25 protein-coding genes and 1 tRNA gene are annotated in these 26,896 nt (G+C 64.4%); 24 read left to right on the forward strand and 2 right to left on the reverse strand.

Features of this window, described 5'->3' with window-relative positions:
- The first annotated feature begins 7 nt into the window (after window positions 1-7).
- From gmk to pyk, 23 genes are all read left to right on the forward strand, one after another.
- A complete protein-coding gene (gene gmk, locus ACY48M_RS04085; protein WP_462818950.1) occupies window positions 8-952 on the forward strand; it encodes a guanylate kinase in 945 nt (314 codons plus the stop codon).
- A 21-nt stretch (window positions 953-973) separates the two neighbouring features.
- On the forward strand, window positions 974-1,231 hold the full coding sequence (rpoZ, locus tag ACY48M_RS04090) for a DNA-directed RNA polymerase subunit omega (protein ID WP_462818951.1): 258 nt from the start codon (window positions 974-976) through the stop codon (window positions 1,229-1,231).
- 20 nt (window positions 1,232-1,251) lie between these two features.
- Window positions 1,252-2,433 carry a bifunctional phosphopantothenoylcysteine decarboxylase/phosphopantothenate--cysteine ligase CoaBC gene (gene coaBC, locus ACY48M_RS04095; protein WP_462818952.1) on the forward strand — a complete coding sequence of 394 codons (1,182 nt, stop codon included), beginning with the start codon at window positions 1,252-1,254 and terminating at the stop codon, window positions 2,431-2,433.
- A 25-nt stretch (window positions 2,434-2,458) separates the two neighbouring features.
- Window positions 2,459-3,655, forward strand: coding sequence for a methionine adenosyltransferase (metK, locus tag ACY48M_RS04100; RefSeq protein ID WP_462818953.1), 1,197 nt, complete (start codon window positions 2,459-2,461; stop codon window positions 3,653-3,655).
- Between the two features lie 32 nt (window positions 3,656-3,687).
- A complete protein-coding gene (locus ACY48M_RS04105) occupies window positions 3,688-5,652 on the forward strand; it encodes a primosomal protein N' family DNA-binding protein (protein WP_462818954.1) in 1,965 nt (654 codons plus the stop codon).
- 49 nt (window positions 5,653-5,701) lie between these two features.
- On the forward strand, window positions 5,702-6,643 hold the full coding sequence (gene fmt / locus ACY48M_RS04110; protein ID WP_462818955.1) for a methionyl-tRNA formyltransferase: 942 nt from the start codon (window positions 5,702-5,704) through the stop codon (window positions 6,641-6,643).
- Window positions 6,640-8,043 carry an RsmB/NOP family class I SAM-dependent RNA methyltransferase gene (locus ACY48M_RS04115; RefSeq protein ID WP_462818956.1) on the forward strand — a complete coding sequence of 468 codons (1,404 nt, stop codon included), beginning with the start codon at window positions 6,640-6,642 and terminating at the stop codon, window positions 8,041-8,043. Before fmt ends, ACY48M_RS04115 begins: the two co-directional genes overlap by 4 nt.
- Before the next feature lie 9 nt (window positions 8,044-8,052).
- Window positions 8,053-8,715 carry a ribulose-phosphate 3-epimerase gene (gene rpe / locus ACY48M_RS04120; protein ID WP_462818957.1) on the forward strand — a complete coding sequence of 221 codons (663 nt, stop codon included), beginning with the start codon at window positions 8,053-8,055 and terminating at the stop codon, window positions 8,713-8,715.
- Between the two features lie 38 nt (window positions 8,716-8,753).
- A complete protein-coding gene (locus ACY48M_RS04125; RefSeq protein WP_462818958.1) occupies window positions 8,754-9,128 on the forward strand; it encodes an FKBP-type peptidyl-prolyl cis-trans isomerase in 375 nt (124 codons plus the stop codon).
- A 69-nt stretch (window positions 9,129-9,197) separates the two neighbouring features.
- On the forward strand, window positions 9,198-9,461 hold the full coding sequence (locus tag ACY48M_RS04130; RefSeq protein ID WP_462818959.1) for a phosphoribosyl-ATP diphosphatase: 264 nt from the start codon (window positions 9,198-9,200) through the stop codon (window positions 9,459-9,461).
- Between the two features lie 58 nt (window positions 9,462-9,519).
- The gene (hisG, locus tag ACY48M_RS04135) at window positions 9,520-10,359 is read left to right on the forward strand and encodes an ATP phosphoribosyltransferase (protein ID WP_462819256.1); all 840 of its coding nucleotides are present in this window, start codon (window positions 9,520-9,522) and stop codon (window positions 10,357-10,359) included.
- Window positions 10,360-10,366: 7 nt separating this feature from the next.
- On the forward strand, window positions 10,367-11,128 hold the full coding sequence (gene hisF / locus ACY48M_RS04140) for an imidazole glycerol phosphate synthase subunit HisF (RefSeq protein ID WP_462818960.1): 762 nt from the start codon (window positions 10,367-10,369) through the stop codon (window positions 11,126-11,128).
- A gap of 25 nt (window positions 11,129-11,153) precedes the next feature.
- Window positions 11,154-11,522 carry a phosphoribosyl-AMP cyclohydrolase gene (gene hisI, locus ACY48M_RS04145; protein ID WP_462818961.1) on the forward strand — a complete coding sequence of 123 codons (369 nt, stop codon included), beginning with the start codon at window positions 11,154-11,156 and terminating at the stop codon, window positions 11,520-11,522.
- Window positions 11,515-13,038, forward strand: a complete 1,524-nt coding sequence (locus ACY48M_RS04150) for an anthranilate synthase component I (protein ID WP_462818962.1) — start codon at window positions 11,515-11,517, stop codon at window positions 13,036-13,038. Before hisI ends, ACY48M_RS04150 begins: the two co-directional genes overlap by 8 nt.
- Complete coding sequence (locus ACY48M_RS04155; RefSeq protein WP_462818963.1) at window positions 13,035-13,661, forward strand: Trp biosynthesis-associated membrane protein; 627 nt, start codon at window positions 13,035-13,037, stop codon at window positions 13,659-13,661. Before ACY48M_RS04150 ends, ACY48M_RS04155 begins: the two co-directional genes overlap by 4 nt.
- Before the next feature lie 33 nt (window positions 13,662-13,694).
- Complete coding sequence (locus ACY48M_RS04160; RefSeq protein ID WP_462818964.1) at window positions 13,695-13,925, forward strand: DUF6704 family protein; 231 nt, start codon at window positions 13,695-13,697, stop codon at window positions 13,923-13,925.
- 6 nt (window positions 13,926-13,931) lie between these two features.
- On the forward strand, window positions 13,932-14,705 hold the full coding sequence (gene trpC / locus ACY48M_RS04165; protein WP_462818965.1) for an indole-3-glycerol phosphate synthase TrpC: 774 nt from the start codon (window positions 13,932-13,934) through the stop codon (window positions 14,703-14,705).
- Window positions 14,706-14,733: 28 nt separating this feature from the next.
- Window positions 14,734-15,945, forward strand: a complete 1,212-nt coding sequence (gene trpB, locus ACY48M_RS04170) for a tryptophan synthase subunit beta (RefSeq protein WP_462818966.1) — start codon at window positions 14,734-14,736, stop codon at window positions 15,943-15,945.
- Window positions 15,942-16,754: a tryptophan synthase subunit alpha gene (trpA, locus tag ACY48M_RS04175; protein WP_462818967.1), complete on the forward strand. Its 813-nt coding sequence runs from the start codon at window positions 15,942-15,944 to the stop codon at window positions 16,752-16,754. The genes trpB and trpA overlap by 4 nt, the downstream gene beginning before the upstream one ends.
- 70 nt (window positions 16,755-16,824) lie before the next feature.
- On the forward strand, window positions 16,825-17,916 hold the full coding sequence (lgt, locus tag ACY48M_RS04180) for a prolipoprotein diacylglyceryl transferase (protein WP_462819257.1): 1,092 nt from the start codon (window positions 16,825-16,827) through the stop codon (window positions 17,914-17,916).
- Between the two features lie 86 nt (window positions 17,917-18,002).
- The gene (gene gltB, locus ACY48M_RS04185; RefSeq protein WP_462818968.1) at window positions 18,003-22,577 is read left to right on the forward strand and encodes a glutamate synthase large subunit; all 4,575 of its coding nucleotides are present in this window, start codon (window positions 18,003-18,005) and stop codon (window positions 22,575-22,577) included.
- Entirely contained in the window at window positions 22,570-24,024 is a 1,455-nt protein-coding gene (locus tag ACY48M_RS04190) for a glutamate synthase subunit beta (RefSeq protein ID WP_462818969.1), read from the forward strand. The genes gltB and ACY48M_RS04190 overlap by 8 nt, the downstream gene beginning before the upstream one ends.
- An 85-nt stretch (window positions 24,025-24,109) precedes the next feature.
- On the forward strand, window positions 24,110-25,558 hold the full coding sequence (gene pyk / locus ACY48M_RS04195) for a pyruvate kinase (RefSeq protein WP_462818970.1): 1,449 nt from the start codon (window positions 24,110-24,112) through the stop codon (window positions 25,556-25,558).
- A gap of 136 nt (window positions 25,559-25,694) precedes the next feature.
- On the opposite strand, the gene ACY48M_RS04200 is transcribed toward pyk, so the two are convergent.
- A tRNA-Leu gene (locus ACY48M_RS04200) sits at window positions 25,695-25,777 on the reverse strand.
- 38 nt (window positions 25,778-25,815) lie between these two features.
- On the opposite strand from ACY48M_RS04200, the gene ACY48M_RS04205 reads away from it, so the two are divergent.
- On the forward strand, window positions 25,816-26,418 hold the full coding sequence (locus ACY48M_RS04205; RefSeq protein ID WP_462818971.1) for an ANTAR domain-containing response regulator: 603 nt from the start codon (window positions 25,816-25,818) through the stop codon (window positions 26,416-26,418).
- Window positions 26,419-26,429: 11 nt separating this feature from the next.
- On the opposite strand, the gene ACY48M_RS04210 is transcribed toward ACY48M_RS04205, so the two are convergent.
- Complete coding sequence (locus tag ACY48M_RS04210) at window positions 26,430-26,858, reverse strand: PaaI family thioesterase (RefSeq protein ID WP_462818972.1); 429 nt, start codon at window positions 26,856-26,858, stop codon at window positions 26,430-26,432.
- Window positions 26,859-26,896 lie beyond the last annotated feature (38 nt).

The following is a 26,896-nucleotide window of genomic DNA, read 5'->3' on the forward strand; positions in this document are numbered from 1 at the left end:
TGTGCGCATGGCAAGCGTGAACCCACCGGAGGTCGACCGTGTCGCCGCAGCCCATGCGGCCGTCGCGGCGCGCAGGGCTCGCGCCGCAGTGAAGCGGGATGTCGCAACGGGTGCTCGCTCGCCGCTCGACGTTGTGCGGCGCGCGTGGGACGGCGAAGACAGCTCGCCGGAGGCGACCCTCAGGGTGCGCGAGCTCTTGCTCAGCATCCCGGGACTCGGACCAGTGCGGGTCGGGGCTGTTCTGCAACAGCTTCGGATCGCTGAATCCAAGCGGGTTGGCGGTCTTGGTCGCCGACAGCGCGTTCGACTCGAAGAGTGGCTCGAGTCTCGGGTGCGCTCGGGCGCAGACGGGGTCGGCGCGGCCGGCACGGATGCTGCAGAGACCAGGCTCGTTGTGCTTGCCGGCCCCACCGCCGTCGGCAAGGGCACGGTGTCTACCTTCATTCGTGAGAACTTTCCGAATGTCCATCTCTCCGTTTCGGCGACGACGCGCGCGCCGAGGCCGGGGGAGACCGAGGGCGTCAACTATTACTTCGTGAGTGACAAGGAGTTCGACGAGCTCGAAGCATCAGGCAGCATGCTCGAGACGGCGACAGTGCACAATGCGTATCGCTACGGCACGCCGCGGGCCCCCATCGATGATGCGCTCGCGTCTGGCCAGAGTGTGCTGCTTGAGATCGACATCCAGGGGGCGAGGGCGGTGAAGGCGGCCATGCCGGAGGCGATCCTGGTCTTTTTGCTCCCGCCGTCATGGGAAGAGCTCGTGCGCCGACTCACCGGTCGCGGCACGGAAGATGCTGCCGAACAGGCCCGCCGTCTCGAGACCGCGAAGATCGAGCTCGCGGCGCAGGATGAGTTCGATGTCCGTGTCGTGAACCGCGACGTCAGCGAGGCGGCGCGGGAAGTCGTAGACTTGATGTCTACCTCACGAACACGCACGACTGCCCGCTGAGGGCATCAAGGAGTCTCGACCATGGTCAACCGTACACAGGGCATCATCGATCCGCCCATCGACGAGCTGCTCTCGAAGGTCGATTCCAAGTATGCCCTCGTCATCTTCGCGTCGAAGCGTGCGCGTCAGATCAACGACTACTACGCCGACCTGCATGAGGGAAGCCTGTTCGACAATGTCGGGCCCCTCGTTGACTCGACGATCGATGACAAGCCGTTGACAGTGGCGCTCCACGAGATCAACGAGGACAGGCTCGTCGTCAAGCCGCTCGCCGAGTAGGCGACGGCTCGCGGGCGAACGTGAACATCCTCTTCGGCGTCACGGGAGGTATCGCCGCCTATAAGGCGGTCGCGGCAATCCGTGGCCTTGTGCTCGCGGGACACGACGTCCATGTCGTTGCGACCGAGGCGGCGCTTCGGTTCATCGGGCGCCCGACCCTTGAGGCGATCAGCCGAAATCCGGTCAACACAGACCTCTATGAGGGTGTCGATGAGGTGCGCCATGTTGCGCTCGGCCAACGAGCCGATGTCATCGTCATCGCGCCGGCGACAGCGAATATCATCGCGAAGCTCGCGGGCGGAATTGCCGACGATCTGCTCGGCAACTCCGTGCTCGCGAGCGTGGCCCCCGTAATCATCGCTCCCGCCATGCACACCGAGATGTGGCAGCATCCTGCGACAGTGGCGAATGTCGAGACGCTTGTGGCTCGCGGCGTCACCGTCATCGGCCCGGATTCGGGTCAGCTCACGGGTTCCGACTCCGGCCCGGGACGACTCGTCGAACCGGAGGTGATCGTCGATGCCGTTGTCGCCGCTGCGAGCGTCGAACAGGATCTCCAGGGCCGCTCGATCGTCGTCACCGCTGGCGGAACCCGCGAGCCCATCGATCCCGTCCGCTTTATCGGCAACCGTTCGACGGGCAGGCAGGGCGTCGCGATCGCGGAGCGTGCCGCGCGACGCGGGGCCGACGTCACCCTGATACTCGCGAACAGCGAGGTGAGCGAGCCACGGGGCATCCGCATCGTTGCCGTCTCGACCACTGAAGAGCTCAGGGCCACGGCCGTGGATGCTGCGGCAACGGCCGATGTCGTCGTGATGGCTGCCGCCGTCGCCGACTACCGCCCGAAGGCGGTCGCGAATGCGAAGATCAAGAAAGACCAGCAGGGGGATTCGCTCGCGCTCGAGCTCGTCCGCAACCCGGACATCCTCGCCGAGCTCGCTGCCGAGAAACGCCCAGCCCAGGTCGTGATTGGCTTCGCAGCCGAGACGGAGCCCGATGACGCGGTGATGCTGCAGTTGGGACGAGAGAAGATCCAGCGCAAGGGGTGCGACTACCTCGTAATCAATCGTGTTGGGTGGAGCGAGGGTTTCGCCACGGACGGTAACACGATCACCGTGCTCGATCGCAGCGGCACTATCGTGGCGGAGGCCTCGGGAACAAAGACGTCGGTGGCCGACCGTATCCTTGACCTGCTCCACTGACCGTTTCACCAAAGGTTTTCGCTCTATGACCTCACCACTGCGTCTGTTCACGTCCGAATCGGTGACCGAGGGCCACCCGGACAAGATCTGCGACCAGATTTCTGACTCGATCCTTGACGCCCTGCTCGCGCAAGACCCGGCGAGCAGGGTTGCCGTCGAGACACTTGTCACCACCGGCCTCGTGCACGTCGCCGGTGAGGTCACGACCGACGGCTACGTCGACATCCCCGGCATCGTCCGCGACGTCATCACGCGAATCGGGTATACCTCGTCTGAAGTGAGCTTCGACGGACGCAACTGCGGTGTCACGGTTTCGATCGGTGCCCAATCACCCGACATCGCGCAGGGCGTTGACACGGCGCTCGAGCAGCGTGAGGGCACCGCCGGCGACGAGTTCAGTCGGCAGGGCGCCGGCGACCAGGGCATCATGTTCGGGTTTGCCACGAATGAAACACCGCAGCTCATGCCGGTGCCGATCTGGCTCGCCCATCGTCTCGCCGAGCGTCTCTCCGAGCTGCGCAAGGACGGGCACGTCGACTACCTGCGTCCCGATGGAAAAACTCAGGTGACCGTGGGCTACGAAGGTTTCGTGCCGCGCACGGTCGACACCGTCGTGCTCTCGACCCAGCATGCACCGGGCATCAGCCAGCGCGATCTTGGCGCTGCAATGCGCGAGCTCGTGATCGATCCCGTGATCGAGGCAGCTGGGCTCGACACTTCGGATGTCACGCCGCTGGTAAACCCGACCGGCAAGTTCGAGATCGGTGGCCCGAAGGGTGACGCGGGTCTCACTGGGCGCAAGGTCATTGTGGACACCTACGGCGGCGCGGCGCGGCATGGCGGGGGCGCGTTCAGTGGCAAAGATCCGTCGAAGGTCGACCGTTCTGCCGCCTATGCGATGCGCTGGGTCGCCAAGAATGCCGTTGCGGCCGGGCTCGCGGAGCGGCTCGAAGTGCAGGTGGCGTACGCCATTGGGCGCGCAGCTCCGGTGGGGCTGTACGTCGAGTCGTTCGGCACGGGCGCTGTCGATGATGCGGTGATCACCGAGGCGATCCGTGCGGTCTTCGATCTTCGGCCTGCCGCGATCATCCGCGACCTGGATCTGCTTCGGCCGATCTATGCGCAGACGGCAGCCTACGGTCATTTCGGCCGCGAACTCCCTGACTTCACGTGGGAGCGTCTCGATCGCGTCGACGACCTGCGCGCCGCCGCGGGGCTGTAATGCCGAGGGGATCGGCACCCGTCGCGCGGGTCATGATCGATTCCCCACTCCCGCAGCTCGACCGCTTGTTCGACTACGAGATTCCGGCTGAGCTGGTCTCGGCGTGCCGCCCAGGCGTTCGAGTGCGGGTGCCGCTCCGCTCGGCGGGCCGCATGGCAGACGGGTTCGTCATCGAGGTGGCGGAACGTGGCGACTACGAGGGAACCCTCAGTGTTATCGAGGATGTCGTGTCGCCGGTCCGAGTGCTCACACCGGAGGTCTGGGAGCTCGCGAGGAGAGTTGCCGACCGTGCGGCTGGGTCCGCAAGCGACATCATCCGGCTCGCGGTGCCTCGCCGGCAGGTTCGTGTGGAAAAGCAGTGGATGGCGCGTGAGACCGCGCCGACGGTGTCGACACCGCGGTCGACAGCCGACATCGCAGACATCCCGGAATATGGTGCCGGCCGCCTTGCTGAGGCAATCGCCAGTGGCGAACGGCTCTCCCTTGCGGCGCTTCCCCGTCTGGAGGAGGTTGCCCCGGCAGGCTCGGGGGAGCCACGCTGGGTTGGCCATTGGGCGGTGTCGCTCGCGACTGCGGCGGCGCACAGCCTCGCCCTCGGTCGTAGCGCCATTCTTGCGGTTCCCGACTATCGCGATCAGGAGCAGCTCGCGCTCGCACTTTCCGCCATGATTCCGAGCGACCTAATCCTGCGATTTGATGCTCGACAGTCGAATCCTGATCGCTACCGTTCTCTGCTCACCGCGCTTGACAGTGTGCCGCGCGTGCTCATTGGCAATCGTTCGGCTGTGTATGCGCCGGCGCCATCACTTGGGCTCATCGCCCTTTGGGACGACGGTGACCCTCTGCACGCCGAACCGCTTGCACCGTATGTGCACGCGCGCGACGCGGCGCTCGTCAGACAGGAGCAGCAGCACTGCGCCCTGATCTTCTCTGCGCACGTGAGGAGTGTTGAAACCCAGCGCCTCGTCGAGCTCGGCTGGCTTACGGCGTGCGATCCGGTGCGCGCCGTGTCACCGAAGGTGATCCCGACTGCCGCGCAAGACGGCGATGGCTTCGCCGCATCCGCCCGCATTCCGACGACTGCGTGGCGCGAGGCGAAAACGGCGCTGGAGCACGGGCCGGTGCTCGTGCAGGTCGCGCGACCCGGCTATGCGCCGAAGATCGCGTGCGCGACGTGTGGCAGCGCGGCACGCTGCCGAAGCTGCGAGGGACCACTCGCCATGCGCCGTGCTGGCGTCGTTCCCTCGTGCACCTGGTGTGGTGCGCTCGCGTCGGGGTGGCGCTGCCACGACTGCGATGGCGCGACGATGCGAACGGTCGGCTCGGGATCGCAGCGCACCGCGGAAGATCTCGGGCGCGCATTCCCCGGCGCCCGCATCCTCGTTTCCGATGGCGAGAAGCCGATCGAACGGGTTTCCGCCGCCCCGGCGCTCGTGATCGCGACCAGGGGGGCCGAGCCCGTCGCAGACGGCGGCTACCGTGCAATCTTGCTGCTCGATGGCGAGCGGATGCTCGCCCGCGAGAGTCTCACGGTCGCGGTCGACTGTCTCCGCTGGTGGGGCAACGCCATCGCCCTCGCAGCACCACGGGCGCCGAGCATCCTTGTCGGTGTTGGGGGAGACCTCGCTGTCGCGCTCGCAACTTGGCGCACCGCCGACTTTCTTCACCGGGAGCTCACCGACCGACGCACGCTCCGCTTTCCACCGGCTGTGCGGGTCGCGACCCTGACCGGCTCGGGTGAGCTCGTGCAGGCGGCATCCGATGCGGTTGCCGCTCTCGCCGGTGTCGATGTCTTGGGTCCGACGACGCTGGAGGACGGTGTGCGGGCGATCGCCCGGTTTGACTACGGCGCCGGCCAGGAGGTCGCCCGCACGCTCAAGGCGGAGGTGATCCGTGCTGCGACAAATCGACGCAAGCGGGTGCCCCCAGGCAACTCGGGCTATGCAGCACTGCCTAGACTCAGGGTGCGGTTCGATGATCCCGAACCGTTCCTGTGACCGCCTGAACGCGGTCTCTCCTGCTCTCTCGAAATGTGGTGCCACTGCTATGCGTCTCGTCTTCGCGGGTTCTCCCGACGCTGCCGTGCCAACCCTGCTCGCCCTCGCGGCATCGGAGCACGAGGTTGCGACGGTCATCACACGGGCCGATTCTCCGCATGGGCGCAAACGCATCATGACGCCGACACCGGTCGCCACCGCCGCCGAAGAGCTCGGCATCGATGTCATCCGCACTAATCGTCTCGGTGAGCATGTCGAGTCCGCCGTCCGTGCACTCGCGCCGGATCTCGGCGTGATCGTCGCCTATGGCGGTCTTGTGCGCGAACCGCTTCTTTCGTTGCCGAGGCTCGGGTGGATCAATCTGCATTTTTCGCTCTTGCCGCGATGGCGAGGTGCGGCTCCCGTGCAGCGTGCGATCATCGCCGGCGACGAGGTGACCGGAGCATCCGTGTTCCGTCTCGTCGAGGAGCTCGACGCCGGGGACGTGTTTGGGCATCTCACGCAGCGCATCGGCGCACAGGAGACTGCCGGCGATCTGCTCGCTTCTCTCGCAAGCGCGGGCGCCGTGCTTACGCTCGATGTGATCGACGCCCTCGCGGCGGGCACCGCACGCGCGGAACCGCAGGTGGGGGATGTGACACTCGCCCCGAAGCTTTCGCTCGCCGACGGTCGGGTCGACTTTGCGCAGCACGCGAGCGTCGTTGTGAACCTGGTGCGCGGTGTCACTCCAGAGCCAGGCGCGTTCGCCGAGGTCGATGGCGTGCGGGTCAAGCTGCTCGAGGTCAAGCACTGTGCCGAGGGCCCAGAACTCGGCGCCGGCGAGGTCGCAGTCCACGACGATCGTGTGGTGTGTGGCACGGCGTCGACCGCGATCGAACTCGTGACGGTGCAGCCTGCGGGCAAGTCGCCGATGCCCGCCTCGGCGTGGATCCGTGGCCGTCACGGCGTCTCCACCCGGTTCGCAGTTTCAGCAGTCGGCGAGGCATCATGAACGAGCGTGCGCGCCGTCCGCAGCGACTACAGTCGGCGTCGGTACAGCCAGCACGTCGCATCGCGTTTGAGGTCATCACCGCCGTGCGAGAGGCGGATGCCTACGCGAACCTCCTGCTGCCGGTCAAGCTTGAGCGGGCGAGGCTTGGGGCTGCCGACGCCGCTCTCGCCACGGAGCTCACCTACGGAACGCTCCGGCTCCAGGGCTACTACGACGCTGTTATCGCTCTGGCCGCTGGCCGGGCTATTGACAAGATCGATGCCCCGGTGCTCGACGTACTGCGGCTCGGCGCACACCAGCTTCTCTCGCTGCGCGTTGCGCAGCACGCGGCGGTCGACGAGTCGGTGAATCAGGCGAAGCTCGTCGCGTCCCGCTCGGCTACGGGTTTCGTCAACGGCGTCTTGCGCACGATCGCGCGGTCGAGCCCCGACGAGTGGCGCGAACGGGTGTCGGCGACGCCCCGGAGTGACGATGATCGTCTCGCGGTAGTGCACTCGCACCCGGCGTGGGTGGTTCGGGCGCTGCGCAAGGCGCTCGCTATCGAGGGTCGCGATGACGAACTCGAAGCGCTGCTCGAGGCGAACAACGTGCCGCCGCGGGTATCGCTTGTTGCACTGCCTGGGCTCTCGGTGCGTTCGGAAATCAAGGGCGCAGACCCCACACGATTCTCGCCGATCGCGGCGACGAGTGGCGGCGGTGACCCGTCGTCATTGCCTGCCGTGGCCGAGGGTCGGGCACGGGTGCAAGACGAGGGGTCTCAGTTGGCGGCCCTCGCGCTGAGCCGCGCAGAGCCAGTTCGCCCTGGTGAGCGCTGGCTCGATCTTTGTGCGGGTCCCGGCGGCAAGGCGGCGCTGCTCGCTGCCGAAGCCGCGGCATCCGGCGCCTCGCTCGTTGCGAACGAGGTGGTTCCGGCTCGCGCCGATCTTGTGCGAACCGCACTCGCGGCCGTACCGGGCAACGTCGAGGTCACAGCGCTCGACGGGCGAGACTTCGGCTCGACGGCAACGGCATTGTTCGATCGCGTGCTGATCGATGCGCCATGCACGGGTCTTGGCGCGCTCCGGCGCCGGCCTGAAGCCCGGTGGCGCAAACGGCCGAAGGATGTCCCACCGCTTGCCGCACTCCAGATCGAGCTGCTCGAATCGGGCCTCGCCGCGACGAAGCCGGGGGGCCTCGTCGCCTACGTGACCTGTTCGCCCCACCTTGCGGAAACCCGTGTCGTGCTCGATTCGGTGCTGAAGCGGCATCCTGCGGTTGAGCGAGTCGATGCGCGAGCGGTGTTGTCCTCGATCGTGTCGTCTCCGCTCGACCTGGGGGAGTCGGATGGCACAGTGCAGTTGTGGCCTCATCGCCACGGCACCGATGCCATGTTCATCTCGCTCCTACGGGTGCCTCGCTAGGCTCTCGCCATGACCGTTCGCGTGAACCCCAGCATCCTTTCCGCCGATTTTGTGAACCTGGAACACGAGCTTGGCCGCATCGCGAACGCCGATCTCGTGCATGTCGATGTCATGGACAACCATTTCGTGCCGAATCTCACGTTTGGCCCCCAGATGGTCGAGCGCATCCAGGCGGTCTCACCCGTGCCGCTCGACGTGCACCTCATGATCGATGACCCCGATCGCTGGGCGCCCGGATACGCCGAGCTCGGCGCGTACTCGGTGACGTTCCATGCCGAGGCAGCGGCCGATGCGGTGTCGCTCGCACGCCGCCTTCGCGGTATCGGCGCCCGCGCGGGCATTGCGGTGAAGCCTGCAACGACGATCGAACGGATTCTCGAGATTCTCCCCGAGTTCGACCAGGTGCTCGTCATGACGGTGGAGCCAGGCTTCGGTGGCCAATCGTTCATGCGCGAAGTTATGCCGAAGCTCACGTCGCTCCGATCTGAGGTCAACCGGCGCGGACTCGACGTGTGGCTGCAGGTCGACGGCGGTATCACCGAAGACACGATCACGATCGCTGCCGAGGCCGGTGCCGATACCTTCGTCGCCGGGTCGAGCGTCTACAACGCCGAGAGCCCGTCGCTGCAGATCGACGCGCTGCGCTCGGCCGCTGCGACGCACACACACTGAGGTCGTGGAGTGGGTCGTCGATCTGGTTGGATGGTTGCATGACTGATTCAGAGCGCAGCAAGCCAGAGATCGAGTTCTTCGAGGGCGAGGCTCCCACCGAGCTCGTCGTCACTGACATCGAGGTTGGTTCCGGCGCTGAAGCGACGCCAGGTGCGACCGTTGATGTGCATTACCTCGGCGTGGACCTCGAGAGCGGTGAGGAGTTCGATTCCTCGTGGAGTCGCGGTCAGTCCATCAACTTTCCGCTTGGCAGTCTCATCGCTGGCTGGCAGGAGGGCATCCCCGGCATGAAGGTCGGCGGCCGCCGCCAGCTCGTGTGCCCTCCGCACCTCGCGTATGGACCAGTCGGTGGCGGACATCAGCTTTCTGGCCGCACCCTGATCTTCGTGATCGACCTCCTCGGCGTCAGCTAAAGAACCATGCCCGACGCTGACGGTCGCTCCGCGCCGACAGCACCGCGCCGGACGAGTACCCTTGACACCGTGAAGACCTTCGATGATCTGTTCGCCGAGTTGAGCGACAAGGCGGAGCAGCGCCCAGAGGGGTCGCGCACTGTTGCCGAGCTCGATGCCGGAGTGCACGCCATCGGCAAGAAGATCGTAGAGGAGGCTGCTGAAGTGTGGATGGCAGCCGAGTATCAGTCCGATGCCGAGACTGCTGAAGAGATTTCGCAGCTGCTCTACCACCTTCAGGTCCTCATGCTTGCGAAGGGCCTCACCACCACCGACGTGTACCGACATCTCTGATCAGCAACCGCCGCTCACCGATGATCGACCTGGGCTCAGTGCCCGCAGAGAGAGAATGATGCTTCGCATTGCAGTGCCCAACAAGGGTTCGCTCGCCGAGACCGCCGCGGAGATGCTGCACGAGGCCGGGTACGCCGGTCGGCGCGATCCGCGTGCGCTCACGGTTGCCGACCCACAGAATGACGTCGAGTTCTTCTTCCTCCGCCCCCGCGACATCGCGACATACGTTGGTTCTGGCGCGCTCGATGTTGGCATCACGGGCAGGGATCTCTTGCTCGACTCCGGTTCGTCGGCGGTCGAGATCGCGAATCTCGATTTCGGGTCATCCACGTTCCGCTTCGCCGGCCCAGCCGGGCGCTTCGCTGCGCTTGGTGACCTCGAGGGTGTTCGTGTCGCGACGAGCTATCCGGGCCTCGTCGGCGCATTCCTGCACACGCACGGCATTTCAGCCGAGCTCGTCAAGCTCGACGGCGCGGTCGAGTCAGCGGTCAAACTTGGCGTGGCGGATGCTGTCGCCGATGTCGTCTCGACCGGCTCGACCCTTCGCGCGCAGGGTCTGGAGATCTTCGGCCCCGTAATTTTGGAGTCGAGCGCCGTGCTCATCAGCGCCGACGCAGCGCTCTCGGGGATTGCGACACTGCACCGGCGGCTCCAGGGCGTGCTCGTGGCGCGGCAGTACGTGATCATGGATTACGACCTGCCGGTGGAGCTTCTCGAGGCTGCGGCCGCGATTACGCCGGGGCTGGAGTCTCCCACCGTGTCGCCGCTTCGCGACGATCGCTGGGTCGCGGTCCGCGTTATGGTGCGACGTGTTGGCATGAACCGCATCATGGACCAGCTCTATGACCTCGGCGCGCGGGCGATTCTGGTGAGCCCGATCCACGCGGCGCGGCTCTAGGCGCGTCATGCCCGTCGCTGTCAGAGTCATCCCGTGTCTGGATGTGGCCGCCGGCCGAGTCGTCAAGGGTGTCAATTTTCTCAATCTTCGCGACGCCGGTGACCCGGTTGAGCTTGCCCGCAAGTACTACGAGCAGGGTGCAGACGAGATCACCTTTCTTGACGTGACGGCGACGGTTGATGACCGTTCGACGATGTATGACGTCGTGCAGGCGACGGCAGAACAGGTGTTCATCCCGCTCACGGTTGGTGGGGGAGTGCGCACGACCGATGATGTTGCGCGATTGCAGGGACACGGCGCAGACAAGGTCGGCGTCAACAGTGCGGCAATCGCCCGGCCCGCGCTCCTGTCCGAAATCGCGGACCGTTTCGGCTCACAGGCGCTCGTGCTCTCGCTCGACCTCAAGCGCTCTGAACGCACCGAATCTGGCTTCGTCGTCACGACGCACGGGGGGCGCACCGAAACAGACCTCGACGGGCTCGCCTGGGCAAGGGAGGCCATCGAGCGCGGCGCCGGCGAATTGTTGGTCAACTCGATCGATGCCGATGGCACCAAAGCCGGTTTCGACCTCGAGCTCATTCGCGAGATGCGCGCAATCAGCCCGGTTCCGGTGATTGCGAGCGGCGGAGCTGGCGCACTCGAGCACTTCGCTCCGGCGATCGCGGCCGGTGCGGATGCTGTGCTTGCCGCGTCCGTGTTCCACAATGGCGAGATGACGATTGCCGAAGTCAAGCAGAGCCTGCACGACGCCGGTGTCCCGGTCAGATGAAGTGAAGGATGAGGTGGGCGCAGTGATGAGCAGCATCGAGGTCGAGTCGGTCGTGCGCCGGGCTGTGTTCAACGCCGATGGGCTTCTTCCGGCGATCATCCAACAGCATGATTCCCGCGAAGTGCTCATGCTCGGGTGGATGGATGCCGAGGCGCTGAGTCGCACCCTCACGGAGGGCCGGGTCACGTTCTGGTCGCGCTCGCGGCAAGAGTATTGGCGCAAGGGCGACACCTCAGGCAACCGCCAGTATGTGAAGGCTGCCGCCCTCGACTGCGATGCCGACACCCTCCTCGTGAGTGTTGAGCAGGTCGGTCCCGCCTGTCACACGGGTGCCCGACGCTGCTTTGACGTCGAACCCCTCGATCCCGCTATTGGAACCCCAGATCATGAATGACTCCACGACGCGCGAGCGCTTTGACGCGCTCCTCCCCACTCACCGTGTGATCCCAGTCATCCGGGAGGTGTTCGCTGACGGCGAGACGCCGGTCGGTGTGTATCGCAAACTTGCTGATGGCCGTCCGGGTTCGTTCTTACTCGAGTCCGCCGGTCAGGGCGGCATCTGGTCGAGATTCTCGTTCATCGGTATCTCATCGTTCGGTGTGCTGACAGAAGAGAATGGTGCTGCTCGCTGGCTCGACTATGGGCTGTCGGCCGACCGTGCGCTCGGCAGCGAGAGTCCGACCGCTCCGCTGGCCGCACTCGATCACCTGCAACGACGGTGGGCCACGCCGAAAGTGGATGGCCACCCTCCGCTCACTGGCGGTCTCGTCGGCTTCATTGGCTGGGAGGCGGTGCGTCAGATCGAACGATTGCCGAACGCTCCGGCCAGCGACTATGACTTTCCGGCCCAGGCTATGAGTTTCGTCTCTGAGCTCGCGGTGATGGATCACCGCACTGGCGCTGTGCTCCTCGTCACGGCCGCACTCAATGACGGCACCGAGACATCCGATGAGCTGTGGTCGAGTGCACTGGACAGGCTCGACGCACTGCAGCGGCGGCTCTCGATGCCCTCGGAGGCGTGGCTCGCCGAGGTCGACTTGACTATCCAGCCCTCACCGACGCCGCGAATCGAAGAAGCGCAGTTTCACGACTGGGTGCACCGCGCCAAGCAGTTCGTGCGCGACGGTGACGTGTTTCAGGTGGTGCTCTCTCAGCGCTTTGACCACGAAATCGCTGCGGCACCGCTCGATGTCTACCGGGTGCTCCGCACGCTGAATCCGAGCCCGTACATGTACCTTCTCGCGCTCGAATCCGCTGCGGGCGAGCCATATTGGGTGGTTGGGTCTTCGCCCGAGGCGCTCGTTAAGGTCGAAGACGGCCGCGTCTTCAGCCACCCCATCGCTGGTTCGCGTCCACGCGGTGCAACCCCAGAGGCGGATGTAACGCACGCCGAAGATCTCCTCGCAGATCCGAAGGAGCGAGCCGAGCACCTCATGCTCGTCGACCTCGCACGCAATGACCTGCAGAAGGTGTGCGATGCGGGTTCCGTCGAGGTGACGGAGTTCATGCAGGTCGAGCGCTACAGCCACATCATGCACCTCGTGTCGAGCGTTGAAGGCGACCTGGCCAAGGGTGTCTCTCCCCTCGAAGTCTTTGCTGCGACCTTCCCGGCAGGCACCCTCTCTGGAGCGCCGAAGCCGCGAGCCCTCGAGATCATCGATGAGCTTGAGGTCGCCCAGCGCGGGCTCTACGGCGGTGTCGTCGGCTACTTCGGTCTCGCCGGCGATGTTGATCTCGCGATCGCGATCCGCACCACAACCATTTCGGGTGGGGTGGCCCGCGTGCAGGCAGGCGCGGGTCTTGTGGCGGATTCGGATCCCGAGTCCGAGTATCAAGAAGCGCGGAACAAGGCGGCCGCGCCACTGCGCGCAATCGCCGTGGCCAACGCCATGCGTCGGATCACAGAATGACGCGTCTGCGCGCGTCCAAAGGCACCGCGCTCACCACCGTGGCTGTCCTCGCCGGCCTCAGCATGCTCACGTGGTCGCTGCCGTGGGTCGAGGTCACACTCGTCGCTGGCGCGTCCCTCGACTCCGTCATCACGGTGGCTGGGGATGCTGCGGCGCCAGCTCTCGTGCCACTGAGCCTCGCGGCACTCGCCCTTGTCGCCGCTCTCGCTATCGCCGCGCCTGCGCTCCGCTACGTGCTTGCTGCCCTTCTTGCGGTACTTGGCGCCGGCATCGCGCTCACTGGAGTGGTCGCGATAGCGGATCCCGTCGCGGCCGTCTCGGCTTCGGTGACTGAGACGACAGGCCTCAACGGAGACCGTGCGGTCGATGCCGCTGTCGCTTTGCTCGCTGTAAGCATCTGGCCGGGGTGCACGATCGCTCTCGGCGCTCTCGTTGTGGGCGCGGCGCTCTGGATCGCTGTGACGGCCCGGCACTGGCCAAGCTCGTCCAAGCGGTACGAGTCGCTCGACCCGACGCAGCCCGATCATGCCCAGGAGGGCGCCGCGACACCGCCATCGGCTGTTTCCGACTGGGACTCGCTGAGCGCGGGCGACGACCCGACCGGGGCACCCAACGCACGATAGGCTTGTCTTTACTGCACCCGAGAAGGAGTTTTAGTGAGCGACGACAACACCGAACCAGGCCACGGCCACTCGCCTGCGGCATGGACCGCCGTCACCATCATGCTCGTGGCGTTCACATTTGGCACCGTAGCATTCTGGTTCGACATGCCGGTCTTCGTCTGGGCATCCGCCGGTCTCTTCGTGGTTGGCGCTATCGTCGGCTGGGCCATGGCCAAGGCGGGGTATGGCGTCGGCGGTGCTCGCTCGGCCCCAAAAGGTCATTGACGCCCGGTGCTTGACGATCTCCTTGCCGGAGCCCTTGCCGACGCCGACATGCGTCGCGCTGTCCGCCCCCTGAGTGCGGTCGAATCCCTAGCGCTTGCGCAGCCCGCGCCGATCGACGCAATCGAAGCACTGTCTCCCTCCGAGCGCGTGAAGATTATTGCTGAGGTGAAGCGCGCGAGCCCATCCCGCGGTTCACTCGCGGAGATTCCTGACCCTGCAGCCTTGGCGGTGGCCTACGAGACGGGCGGGGCGAGCGCTATCAGCGTGCTCACGGAGGGTCGCCGCTTCGGCGGTTCGCTCGCGGATCTCGAAGCTGTTCGGACTGCCGTTGGCATTCCTGTCCTTCGCAAGGACTTCATCGGAGACCCGTACCAGGTCTTCGAGGCGCGGGCGTCTGGCGCAGATCTCGTCTTGCTCATCGTCGCGGCACTTGACCAGCGGCGATTGCGCGAGCTTTACACCCTCATTCGTGAGCTCGGCATGACCGCCCTTGTCGAGACGCACACGGCAGATGAGGTGAGCCGTGCGCTTGAACTCGGTGCCGGCATCGTGGGTGTCAACGCGCGCGATCTCAGCACGTTCGAGCTCGACCAGGGCCTGTTCGGCGAGCTCGCTGTGCAGATCCCTGCCGGCGTCATCCGCGTCGCAGAATCCGCGGTGAAGACTGCTGCGGATGTCTCGCACTATCGAGCCGCCGGTGCCGACGTCGTGCTCGTTGGCGAGGCACTCGTCACCCAGGGCGACCCGATACGCACCCTGCAAGAATTCCTCGCCGTCTGACGGCCTCAAGAACGGAACACCCCGCACCATGGCGCTACGTGATCAGTCCGGACCATTCTTCGGAGAGTACGGCGGGCGATTTATGCCCGAAGCACTCATCGCCGCGGTTGACGAGATTGCCGAGGCCTACGAGCAGGCTCGCAACGATCCCTCGTTCGCGGCAGAACTCGCCGAACTCCACCGCACGTACACGGGGCGGCCGTCGATCATCACCGAGGTGCCGAAGTTTGCCAAGCATGCCGGTGATGCTCGGATCATTCTCAAGCGCGAAGACCTCAACCACACTGGCTCGCACAAGATCAACAACGTGCTCGGTCAGGCGCTGCTCACCAAACGGCTCGGCAAACGGCGTGTTATCGCCGAAACCGGTGCAGGGCAACACGGTGTTGCGACGGCGACTGCGGCGGCGCTGTTCGGTCTTGAGTGCACCATCTACATGGGCGAAGTCGATACACAGCGTCAGGCGCTGAATGTCGCGCGCATGCGGCTTCTTGGTGCCGAGGTCGTCTCGGTTACTACCGGGTCCCGCACGCTGAAAGATGCCATCAACGAGGCCTACCGCGAGTGGGTCACTTCGGTCGAAACGACAAACTACGTGTTCGGCACGGCGGCGGGGCCGCACCCGTTCCCAGCGATGGTGCGTGACTTTCAGAAGATCATCGGCGAGGAGGCGCGCGCGCAGGTGCTCGAGCTCACGGGTCGACTCCCCGACGCCGTGGCCGCGTGCGTCGGGGGCGGGTCGAACGCGATCGGCATCTTTCACGCCTTTCTCGACGACCCAAGCGTTCGCCTTTTCGGCTTCGAGGCCGCTGGCGATGGCATCGACACCGCGCGGCACGCCGCATCAATCGAAAAGGGCCGACCCGGCATCCTTCACGGCGCTCGGAGCTACCTCTTGCAAGACGAAGATGGTCAAACCATCGAGTCGCATTCGATCTCAGCGGGCCTCGACTACCCAGGGGTCGGCCCAGAGCACGCCTGGCTCGCCGATCTCGGCCGGGCGGAGTACCGGCCGGCAAGCGACACAGAGGCGATGGAGGCACTTCGCCTGCTGAGCCGCACGGAGGGCATCATCCCGGCGATTGAGTCGGCACACGCTCTCGCGGGTGCGCTCAGCCTTGGCCGCGAGCTCGGGCCCGATGCCGTGATCCTTGTTAACCTGAGCGGTCGAGGCGATAAGGATGTCGCGACCGCCGGTCGCTGGTTCGGGCTCTTCGATGAGGGAGTGACCCCAGAATGAGTGCACACGATTCGCAGCAGCGCATTTCGGCCGTCACTTCCGTCATCACGAAGCGGCGCGATGCAGGCAGCGGTGCACTCGTTGGCTACCTCCCGGTCGGCTTTCCCGACCTCGCCACAAGCATCGATGCCGCAGTCGCTCTCGCCGAGAACGGCGTCGATGTGCTCGAGCTCGGCGTCCCCTATTCAGACCCGGTGATGGACGGGCTGGTGATTCAACAGGCGACGCAGGTGGCGCTTGACCGCGGCTTCAGGCTCAGCAATGTGTTCTCCGCGGTTGAAGCGATCAGGGCGCGGGTAGACATCCCCGTCCTTGTGATGACGTATTGGAACCCCGTGTTGCAGTACGGCGTCGACCGCTTCGCTGACGACCTCCTCGCGGCGGGCGGCGCGGGCCTCATCACGCCCGACATCACTCCGGATTCCGCCGCTGACTGGATCTCCGCGAGCATGCGCACGGGGCTCGACCGGGTGTTCCTCGCAGCGCCGACGTCAACAGGTGCACGGCTGCGCCAGACGGTCGAAGCGACGACAGGCTTCGTCTACGCCGTATCAACCATGGGAATCACGGGGCTCCGCACAGATCTGGATGCTGCAGCCCGCACTCTCGTCGGTCGGCTGCGTGACGTCGGCGCTCCGACAGTGTGCGTCGGTATCGGCATCTCGAACCCCGAGCAGATTCGGCAGGTGCTCGGCTACGCCGATGGCGCGATCGTCGGCACTGCGTTGGTAAAGGCGTTGGCTGATGGGGGAGTGAGCGAGCTCGCCCGCACCGCGGCAGCACTCTCGGCCGGTACTAGGCTGGACTAGCTTCGCAGTCCGGCGTCGGCGCGAGCCGAGACCCACACCTGATCGACGAAAGGTTGTCCCGCGCGTGTTCGTGCCCTTCAGCATCCCCAGCCCGAGCGAAGACTGGCGAGTGTTCAACCTCGGCCAGTGGCTGCGTGACATCGGTCTCGAATGGTTCCCATTCAATATCTCGATCTATGCCTACGCCCTGTGCATCCTTGTCGGCATTTTTGCCGCAGCGTGGCTCACGAATCGCCGCCTCACTGCGCGCGGTGCCGAGCCGTGGGTCGTCATTGATATCTGCTTCTTTGCCGTCCCGCTCGGCATCATCGGTGCGCGCATCTTCCACGTGCTCACCCATCCGGATGACTACTTCGCCGAAGGGGTTGATCCCCTTACGGTGTTGTATGTCTGGGAGGGTGGCATCGCTATCTTCGGTGCACTCATCGGCGGCGCTATCGGCGCGATCATCGGTTGCCGTGTCACGGGCATTCGCTTCTGGGCATTCGCCGACGCGCTTGCGCCAGGCATCCTCTTGGCCCAGGCTCTTGGCCGCTTCGGCAACTGGTTCAATCAGGAGCTCTATGGGCTCCCAACGGATCTGCCGTGGGGCTTGGAGATTAGCCCAGACAACGCGGCGTTCCCCGCCGGCCTTCCTGATGACACACTGTTCCACCCGACCTTCCTCTACGAGGTCATCTGGAACCTTCTCGGGGTGGCGGTGATCCTGCTCGTCGAGCGTCGCATCCACCGAAACCGCGGTGTTGCCGCGACCGGCGCTCGACCGGGCCCCTTCGGCTTCAGCTTCGGCGAGCGTCGCCTGCAGTGGGGCAGAACGTTCGGCCTCTACCTCGTCTGGTACGGCGCCGGTCGCATCGTGTGGGAGTCGATCAGAATCGATCCGAGCGAGATCTTCTTCGGTGTGCGCACGAATGTGTGGGCAGCCATCGCGGCGGTCATTGTCGGCCTCATCATCATCATCGTGCAGGGCCGTCGCCACCCCGGTATCGAGCCCAGCCCGTACGTGCCCGGTCGCTCGTGGGAGCCGGAGGGTGTTGTACACTCTGACGACACATATTCAGACGATGACAGCGACTACACGGCGGTAGTCCCGTCCGACACTTCGTCAACAGATGTGTCACCAACGCAGCCCGCCACAAGCGGCTCCAGTAAATCTCCCTGACTCCGGCGTCAACCCCCTGCCCCGGTCGATGGGGTTCCAGCGCGGGCCATCGACGTCCCAAGTTCTATGTTCGAGGACGGTCCTGAATGACTCATCCCAATCCTTACTCTCGGTTCTCTACCGTTCCCGCCGCCACCGGCATGTTCGATCCCGATCAGGAGCGCGACGCCTGCGGGCTCGCGATGGTGGCGACACTTCGGGGTACGCCGGGGCACGACATCATCCAGACGGCATTGCAGGCCCTCCGCAATCTGGAGCATCGCGGCGCGATCGGGTCCGATGCTGGCACTGGTGACGGCGCCGGCATTCTTACTCAGATCCCTGACGCCTTCTTCCGTGCAGTCGTAGACTTCGAGCTTCCTCGCGCCGGCGAGTACGCGGTCGGCATGGCGTTTCTTCCCACGAATACTGCTGAGCGCACGCAGGAGAAGGCAGCCATCGAGAGCATTGCGGGCGAGGAGGGTCTTGAGGTGCTGGGGTGGCGAGCTGTCCCGATCGTGCCCGAGGAGCTCGGCAATCTCGCACGAGATGCGATGCCCGCTTTCGAGCAGCTTTTCGTTGCATCGCACCCGGCAGATGACGCTTCGCGCCTCTCGGGGATCGAGCTCGATCGCCGTACCTTCCGTCTGCGCAAGCGCGCAGAGCGGACCCTCGGCTCCTATTTTCCGTCGTTGAGTTCTCGCACTCTGGTCTACAAGGGCATGGTGACGACCCTTCAGCTGGAGCCCTTCTACCCAGACCTCTCCGACGAGCGCTTTGCGTCAAAGCTCGCGCTCGTGCACTCGCGGTATTCCACGAACACGTTCCCCTCGTGGCCGTTGGCCCAGCCGTTCCGCATGATCGCGCACAACGGCGAGATCAACACTGTGCAAGGCAACCGCAACTGGATGCGCGCCCGCCAGTCTCAACTCGAGTCCGAGGTGCTTGGTGACCTCGGTCCGCTAATGCCGATCGTGAGCCCCGGGGCCAGCGATTCCGCCTCATTCGACGAGGTCGTTGAGCTCTTGCAGCTCTCCGGACGGTCACTTCCGCACACCATGATGATGATGGTGCCCGAGGCATACGAGAACCAGGTCGATATCGACCCCGCCCGCCGTGCCTTCTACGAATATCACTCGATGCTCATGGAGCCGTGGGACGGCCCTGCCGCCCTCGTCTTCACCGACGGCAGTCTTGTCGGGGCCACGCTCGACCGCAATGGCTTGCGACCGGGGCGCTTTCTCATTACGGATGACGGACTCGTCGTTCTCGCGAGCGAGATCGGCGTGCTCGATGTTGAACCAAGTCGCGTGGTGCGCAAGGGGCGCCTGCGTCCCGGGCGCATGTTTCTTGTCGACACTGAGGCCGGGCGCCTCATCGAAGATGACGAGATCAAGGGGGAGCTCGCCGCGTCACAACCGTGGCAGCAGTGGCTTGATGCTGGGCGCATTAATCTCAAGGACCTGCCAGAGCGTGAGCACATCGTGCACACCCCAGCATCGGTCTCCCGTCGCCAACGCACCTTCGGCTACACGGAGGAGGAGCTGCGCATCCTCATCGCCCCGATGGCGGCGAACGGCGCGGAGCCAATCGGCGCTATGGGATCGGACACTCCGATTGCGGTGCTGTCCGAGCGTCCACGACTCCTGTTTGACTACTTCACTCAGCAGTTCGCGCAGGTGACCAACCCGCCCCTCGATTCCATCCGCGAGGAGGTGGTGACCTCGATGCGCGGAGGCCTCGGCCCCGAGCGGAATTTGCTCGCGGCCACCCCGGAGCACGCATATCAAGTCGCGCTGGATTTCCCCGTCATCGACAATGATGAACTCGCGAAGATCCAGCACATCGATGCGACCCCGGGAAGTCGCACGACGACGACCATCCGGGGGCTCTACCGTTTCGATGAAGGCAGCGATGCCCTCAAACGACGCCTCGAATCAATCTGCGGCGAGGTGGATGACGCCATCGAGCGTGGTGCGAAGTTCATCGTGCTTTCGGATCGAGACTCCAACAAAGATCTCGCGCCAATTCCCTCGCTCCTTCTCCTCTCGACGGTGCACCACCACCTCATCCGCCGTGAGAATCGCCTCAAGGTTGGACTCATCGTCGAAGCCGGCGATGTGCGAGAGGTGCACCACGTCGCATTGTTGATTGGCTATGGCGCATCAGCGATCAACCCGTATCTCGCAATGGAAACGGCCGAAGAGCTGGTCCGCAATGGCACGATCACGGGTGTCGATGCCAACAAGGCCGTGAAGAATTTGATCAAGGCCCTCGGCAAGGGTGTGCTGAAGATCATGTCGAAGATGGGGATCTCGGTCGTCGGCTCCTACGTCGGTGCACAAGCATTCGAGGCTGTTGGTCTTTCACAGGAGTTCATCGACGAGTACTTCACGGGCACGACGACAAAACTCGGCGGAATCGGCATTGAAGCGATCGCCGCGGAGAATCTTGCCCGCCACTACTTCGCATACCCGGAGGAGGGCACATCACGAGCCCATGAGCGACTCGCAACTGGTGGCGAGTATCAGTGGCGCCGCGAGGGTCCGCCTCACCTCTTCAACCCGGACACGGTGTTCCGCCTGCAGCACGCGACACGCAGTCGGCGGTACGACATCTTCCGCGAGTACACGCGCATGGTCGATGAGCAGGCAGGCAATCTCATGACCCTGCGCGGGCTCTTCGCCCTGAAGACCGGCGTTCGACCGGCGGTGCCGATCGACGAGGTTGAGCCCGTCTCCGAAATCGTGAAGCGATTCAACACCGGTGCGATGAGTTACGGCTCGATCAGCCAGGAGGCTCACGAGACGCTGGCGATCGCGATGAATCGACTCGGCGGCCGAAGCAATACAGGGGAGGGTGGCGAAGATGTCGAGCGTCTCCTCGACCCCGAGCGCAGAAGCGCCATCAAACAGGTAGCTTCTGGTCGGTTTGGGGTCACGAGCATGTACCTCACCCACGCCACCGACATTCAAATCAAGATGGCCCAGGGTGCAAAGCCGGGCGAGGGCGGGCAACTCCCCGCTGGCAAGGTCTATCCCTGGATTGCGCGTACACGGCACGGCACGGCAGGCGTCGGGCTCATTTCCCCGCCGCCCCATCACGACATCTATTCGATCGAAGACCTCAAGCAGCTCATTTTCGATGTCAAGCGCGCAAACCCGGCAGCGAGAGTGCATGTGAAGCTCGTGAGCCAGAACGGAATCGGCGCGGTCGCCGCCGGGGTCTCCAAGGCTCTCGCGGACGTCGTACTCGTTTCAGGCCACGATGGCGGCACCGGCGCGAGCCCACTCAACTCGTTGAAGCACGCTGGCACGCCGTGGGAGCTCGGCCTTGCAGAAACGCAGCAGACCCTCATGCTGAACGGGATGCGGGAACGCGTCGTCGTGCAGGTCGATGGCCAGCTCAAGACCGGTCGCGATGTGATCGTGGCAGCGCTCCTCGGTGCAGAAGAATACGGATTCGCCACGGCTCCCCTCGTTGTCGCCGGATGCATCATGATGCGTGTATGTCATCTCGACACCTGCCCGGTCGGGGTTGCAACCCAGAACCCCGAGCTCCGAGCTAGGTTCACGGGACAGGCCGACCACGTCGTGAACTTCTTTGAGTTCATAGCGCAGGAGATCCGCGAGTATCTCGCCGAGCTTGGGTTCCGTTCGCTCGATGAGCTCATCGGGCGGCGCGACATCCTCGACATCGATCGAGCAATGACACATTGGAAGGCCGACGGTCTCGACCTCTCACCGATTCTCATTGGCCCGAACTTTGCCGAAGACGAGCCCCGGCTCAATCGGACTACCCAGGATCATGAGCTCGACAAGCACTTCGACGTCGAGCTCATCCGGCAGTCAGCGCCGGCGCTCGAACACGGCACTCCGGTGTCAATCGAGCTCCCGATCCGTAACACGGAGCGCGCCGTCGGCACCATGCTCGGGCATCACTTGACTCGTACCTATGGCGAACACGGACTCCCCGAGGGCACGATCGACGTGCATCTTCGTGGCTCCGCCGGGCAGTCGCTTGGTGCATTCCTCCCCTCTGGCATCACCATCCGCCTCGAGGGCGACAGCAACGACTATGTCGGAAAGGGGCTGTCGGGCGGTTCTGTCATAGTTCGGCCCGACCGCGACAGTGTGTTCCCCGCCGAAGTGAACGTCATCGCCGGCAACGTCATCGGCTATGGCGCCACGCGGGGGAGCCTCTTTATCCGCGGTCGCGTCGGCGAGCGTTTTCTGGTGCGCAACTCCGGTGCGACCGGAGTCGTTGAAGGGGTTGGTGATCACGCACTCGAGTACATGACCGGCGGTCTCGCCGTCATCCTCGGCTCAACGGGTCGCAACCTCGGTGCTGGAATGTCGGGAGGTACGGCATATATTTACGACCTCAAGCACGAGCGTGTGAACCGCGAATCTCTGGCAAGCGGCGAGCTGCGGCTTGAGCAACTCGGCAGCGGCGACGTTGCGATTCTCACTGATTTGCTTGAGCGTCACTTTGCCGAGACGGGATCTGCGCTCGCACAACGCCTACTCGCCGACGGCGAGGCAGCGATGGCCCGGTTCGTCAAGGTCGTGCCCCGCGATTACGCCGCCGTGCTCGCCGCTCGCGAGACAGCAATCAGTGAAGGACTTGACCCAGACGGCGACGTCGCGTGGTCGCGCATCATGGAGGTGACCGGTGGCTGACCCCAAGGGATTCTTGAAGACGCGGGACCGCGAGCTCCCCGCTCGACGTCCGGTCGCGCTGCGGCTCATGGACTGGAAAGAGGTCTACGAGCAGGGCGACACCGCGACGCTCCGTCGACAGGCGGGCCGCTGTATGGATTGCGGCGTGCCGTTCTGCCATCAGGGTTGCCCGCTCGGCAATCTCATTCCTGAGTGGAACGATCACGTGCGACGGGGAGAGGGCCGCGAAGCCATCGAGCGACTCCACGCGACGAACAACTTTCCGGAGTTCACTGGTCGTCTGTGCCCCGCGCCGTGCGAAAGCTCATGTGTGCTTGGTATCAACCAGCCGCCTGTCACCATCAAGCAGGTTGAGGTCTCGATTATCGACCAGGCCTGGGCAAACGACTGGGTCGAACCACATCCGCCTGAGCGGCTGACAGGCAAGACTGTCGCTGTCGTTGGTTCGGGGCCGGCTGGCCTCGCTGCGGCGCAGCAACTTACACGGGCCGGCCATACCGTTGCCGTGTTCGAGCGCGATGACCGGATCGGCGGGCTCCTCCGCTACGGCATCCCAGATTTCAAGATGGAAAAGAAGGTGCTTGAGTCGAGGCTCAAGCAGATGCAGGCTGAAGGCACGCGCTTCCGCGCAGGAGTGACGATCGGTGTTGACATCTCGTGGAGCGATCTCCGCGCGCGATACGACGCAGTGATCGTTGCTACCGGTGCCACCGTGCCTCGTGATCTTCCCGTTCCCGGACGCGACTTCGCGGGTGTGCACTTTGCGATGGAGTACCTCGTCGAGCAAAACCGTGTGGTTGCTGGCGACAAGGTCACCGACCAGATCACAGCCGAGGGCAAGCACGTCGTCGTCCTTGGCGGTGGCGACACCGGGGCCGACTGCATCGGTACTGCGCACCGTCAGCGTGCGCTCTCCGTTACCAACCTCGCGATCGGCAAGCAGCCGCCGAGCGAGCGGCCGGAGCACCAGCCGTGGCCGACCGCGCCGACGCTCTTCGAGGTGCAATCCGCACACGAGGAGGGCGGAGAGCGGATGTTCTTGGCCTCCACGGTCGAGTTCCTCTCAAATGATGTTGGCGAGGTTCGAGCGATTCGCGTTGCAGAGACCGAGTACATTGACGGGCGCCGGGTGCCAAAGTCGGGCACGGAGCGCGAGATTCCTGCCGATCTCGTGCTGCTGGCGCTCGGGTTCACGGGCCCAGACAGCCAGGATCTTGAGTCGCAGCTCACGGTGCCGTTCTCCCAGGGTGTTCCTGTGCGTGGGGGCAACTACGAGACCGACCAGTCTGGTGTGTTCGTCGCGGGTGACGCTGGTCGTGGACAGTCGCTCATCGTCTGGGCCATCGCCGAAGGTCGCGCTGTTGCCTCCGAGGTCGACAGATTCCTTGAAGGAGACACGTTGCTTCCTGCACCCGTTCGTCCGAGCGATCGACCGATCTCACTCTGATCGATCCTCGTATTCGAGCGGGCGACCCCTCTAGTCCTAGGCTGGGATCATCCAGGTCACGTACGACCCAAGAAGAAAGAACTGCATGAGACGCGCAAAGATTGTCGCAACCCTTGGGCCGGCGACATCCAGCTATGAGAACATCAGGGCGATCATCGAGGCGGGCGTCGATGTCGCCCGAATGAACCTGAGCCACGGCAGCTACGCCGTGCACGAAGAGATTTTCGGCAAGATCCGTCGCGCAGCGGGCGCGACCGGTCGTCACGTGGCTGTTCTGGTCGACCTGCAGGGCCCAAAGATTCGACTCGGAAAGTTTGCCGCCGGCCCGCATCATCTCGAGGTCGGCGATCGATTCACGATCACCACAGAGGACATCGAGGGCACGGCGGAGATTTGCAGCACGACCTACAAGGGGCTTCCGGGCGACGTGCAACCCGGCGACATCCTGCTTATTGACGATGGCAAGGTCAAGCTTCGAGCCGTGTCATCCGACGGGACGAGTGTCGTCACCGAAACCGTCGTGGCCGGCGCAGTCTCCAACAACAAGGGCATTAACCTCCCGGGCGTCGCAGTGAACGTTCCTGCGCTGTCTGAAAAAGACGAAGACGACCTTCGCTGGGGGCTCAAACTGGGTGCGGACTACATCGCACTGAGTTTCGTGCGAAACGCCGAAGATGTGACCAGGGTGCACGAGATCATGGCAGAGGAGGGCGTGCGCGTCCCCGTGATCGCCAAGATCGAGAAGCCGCAAGCCGTGGACAACCTCGAGGCGATTATTGATGCGTTCGACGGGATCATGGTCGCCCGAGGCGATCTTGGTGTCGAGCTTCCGCTGGAGGCGGTGCCCATCGTGCAAAAGCGAGCGGTTGAGCTCTGCCGCCGGATGGCAAAACCGGTCATTGTTGCCACACAGATGCTTGAATCCATGATCGAGAATCCGATTCCGACACGCGCTGAAACCTCGGATGTGGCGAACGCGGTGCTCGACGGCGCCGATGCTGTCATGCTCAGCGGCGAGACGAGTGTCGGCAAGTATCCGGTCGTCACCGTGCAGACGATGGCGCGCATCATCGAATCGACCGAAGATCATGGTCTTGAGCGCGTTCCACCGCTCGGCACAAAACCCCGCACGCAGGGCGGTGCAATCACCCTCGCAGCGGCGGAGGTCGCTGAGTTCGTCGAGGCGAAGTTCCTCTGCGTCTTCACCGAATCGGGTGACTCGGTGCGTCGTATGACGCGACTGCGCAATAGCATCCCCATTCTCGGGTTCACACCGGAGGCAGCAATCCTGCGGCGCATGTCGCTGAGCTGGGGGGTGCAGAGCTACGAGGTTGAGCGCGTGACCCACACGGATGCTATGTACCGCCAGGTCGATGACATCCTGCTGGGCGAGGAGCTCGCCGAGATCGGTGACAAGGTCATCGTCATCTCGGGGTCGCCTCCCGGCATTCCAGGCTCCACCAATGACCTTCGTGTGCACCGCGTCGGCGATGCACGCAACGCGGTCGCTCCTGCCTGGGCTGACCACGCGTAGCCCGGAGCTCGTCGCTTGAACGCAAAAGCGTCCGGCGTTTGCGCACTCACTGTGCTCTCACGCTGGACGCTTTTGTGTGATCGCATGCCGGGCGCTTTTCGACATCTGGGTCGTCACACTGCTGGGCTGCGGTTCGTGCCGGTGGTGGGGGTCGAACCCACACGTCCTCTCGAACAAAGCATTTTGAGTGCTCCGCGTCTGCCATTCCGCCACACCGGCGCACGTTAACCGCGTCAAGAATACCGTAGGCTTACGGCGTGGCAGACCAAGAAGCAACACAGGCCCCCCGTCGCGTCGTCGTAGCCGAAGACGAGTCGCTCATCCGGCTCGATATCGTCGAGACCCTCCGTGACAACGGATTCGACGTCGTGGGCGAGGCCGGCGACGGTGAAGCAGCCGTCGCGCTCGCGACCGAGCTGCGGCCGGACCTCGTCATCATGGATGTCAAGATGCCACTCCTCGATGGCATTTCCGCCGCCGAAAAGCTTTCCAAGAACCACATTGCGCCTGTCGTGCTCCTCACGGCATTCAGCCAGAAGGAGCTTGTGGAGCGCGCGACGGAGGCCGGCGCCCTTGCGTATGTCGTAAAGCCGTTCACGCCGAATGACCTTCTTCCTGCGATCGAAATCGCCCTCGCTCGCTACGCACAGATCATCGCTCTCGAGTCCGAGGTTTCAGACCTGGTCGAGCGTTTCGAAACCCGCAAGCTCGTCGACCGAGCCAAGGGCCTGCTCAACGAGAAGATGGGGCTCACCGAACCCGAGGCGTTCCGTTGGATTCAGAAGGCGTCGATGGATCGTCGTCTCACGATGCACGACGTCGCCAAGACGATCATCGACCAGTTCGCCTCGAAGAAGTAGCGATCGCCCAACTAGCGTCGGTCGCGGAGCATGTTTGTCATGCGCACCGTTGAGAGGCGATTGCCCTCATCGTCCTCGATGACGATCTCATGCGTCGCGAGTGTGCGGCCAAGCGTGATCGCCCGGCAGGTAGCAGTGACCCACCCTTCAGTGATTGATCGGCTGTGGGTCGCGTTGATTTCGATTCCGACCGCGTAGCGCCCCGGCCCAGCGTGGATCGCCGACGACATTGACCCGAGCGACTCGCCGAGCACAACGTGGGCTCCGCCGTGGAGAAGGCCGACGACCTGTCGGTTTCCCTCAACCGGCATCCGTGCAACGGAATAGTCGGCCGAAAGCTCGATGAAATCGATACCCATCTTCCGAGGGAGCTCTCCGCCGTGGGAGTTGGCGAGCCGCTCTACGAGTTCTGGGTCGAGTCCAGGGGGAAGCTTCGTCATCGAGGGTGCCTTTCGCAGCGTCACGGTGGCGTGTCAGA

Source organism: Homoserinimonas flava, assembly GCF_054969005.1.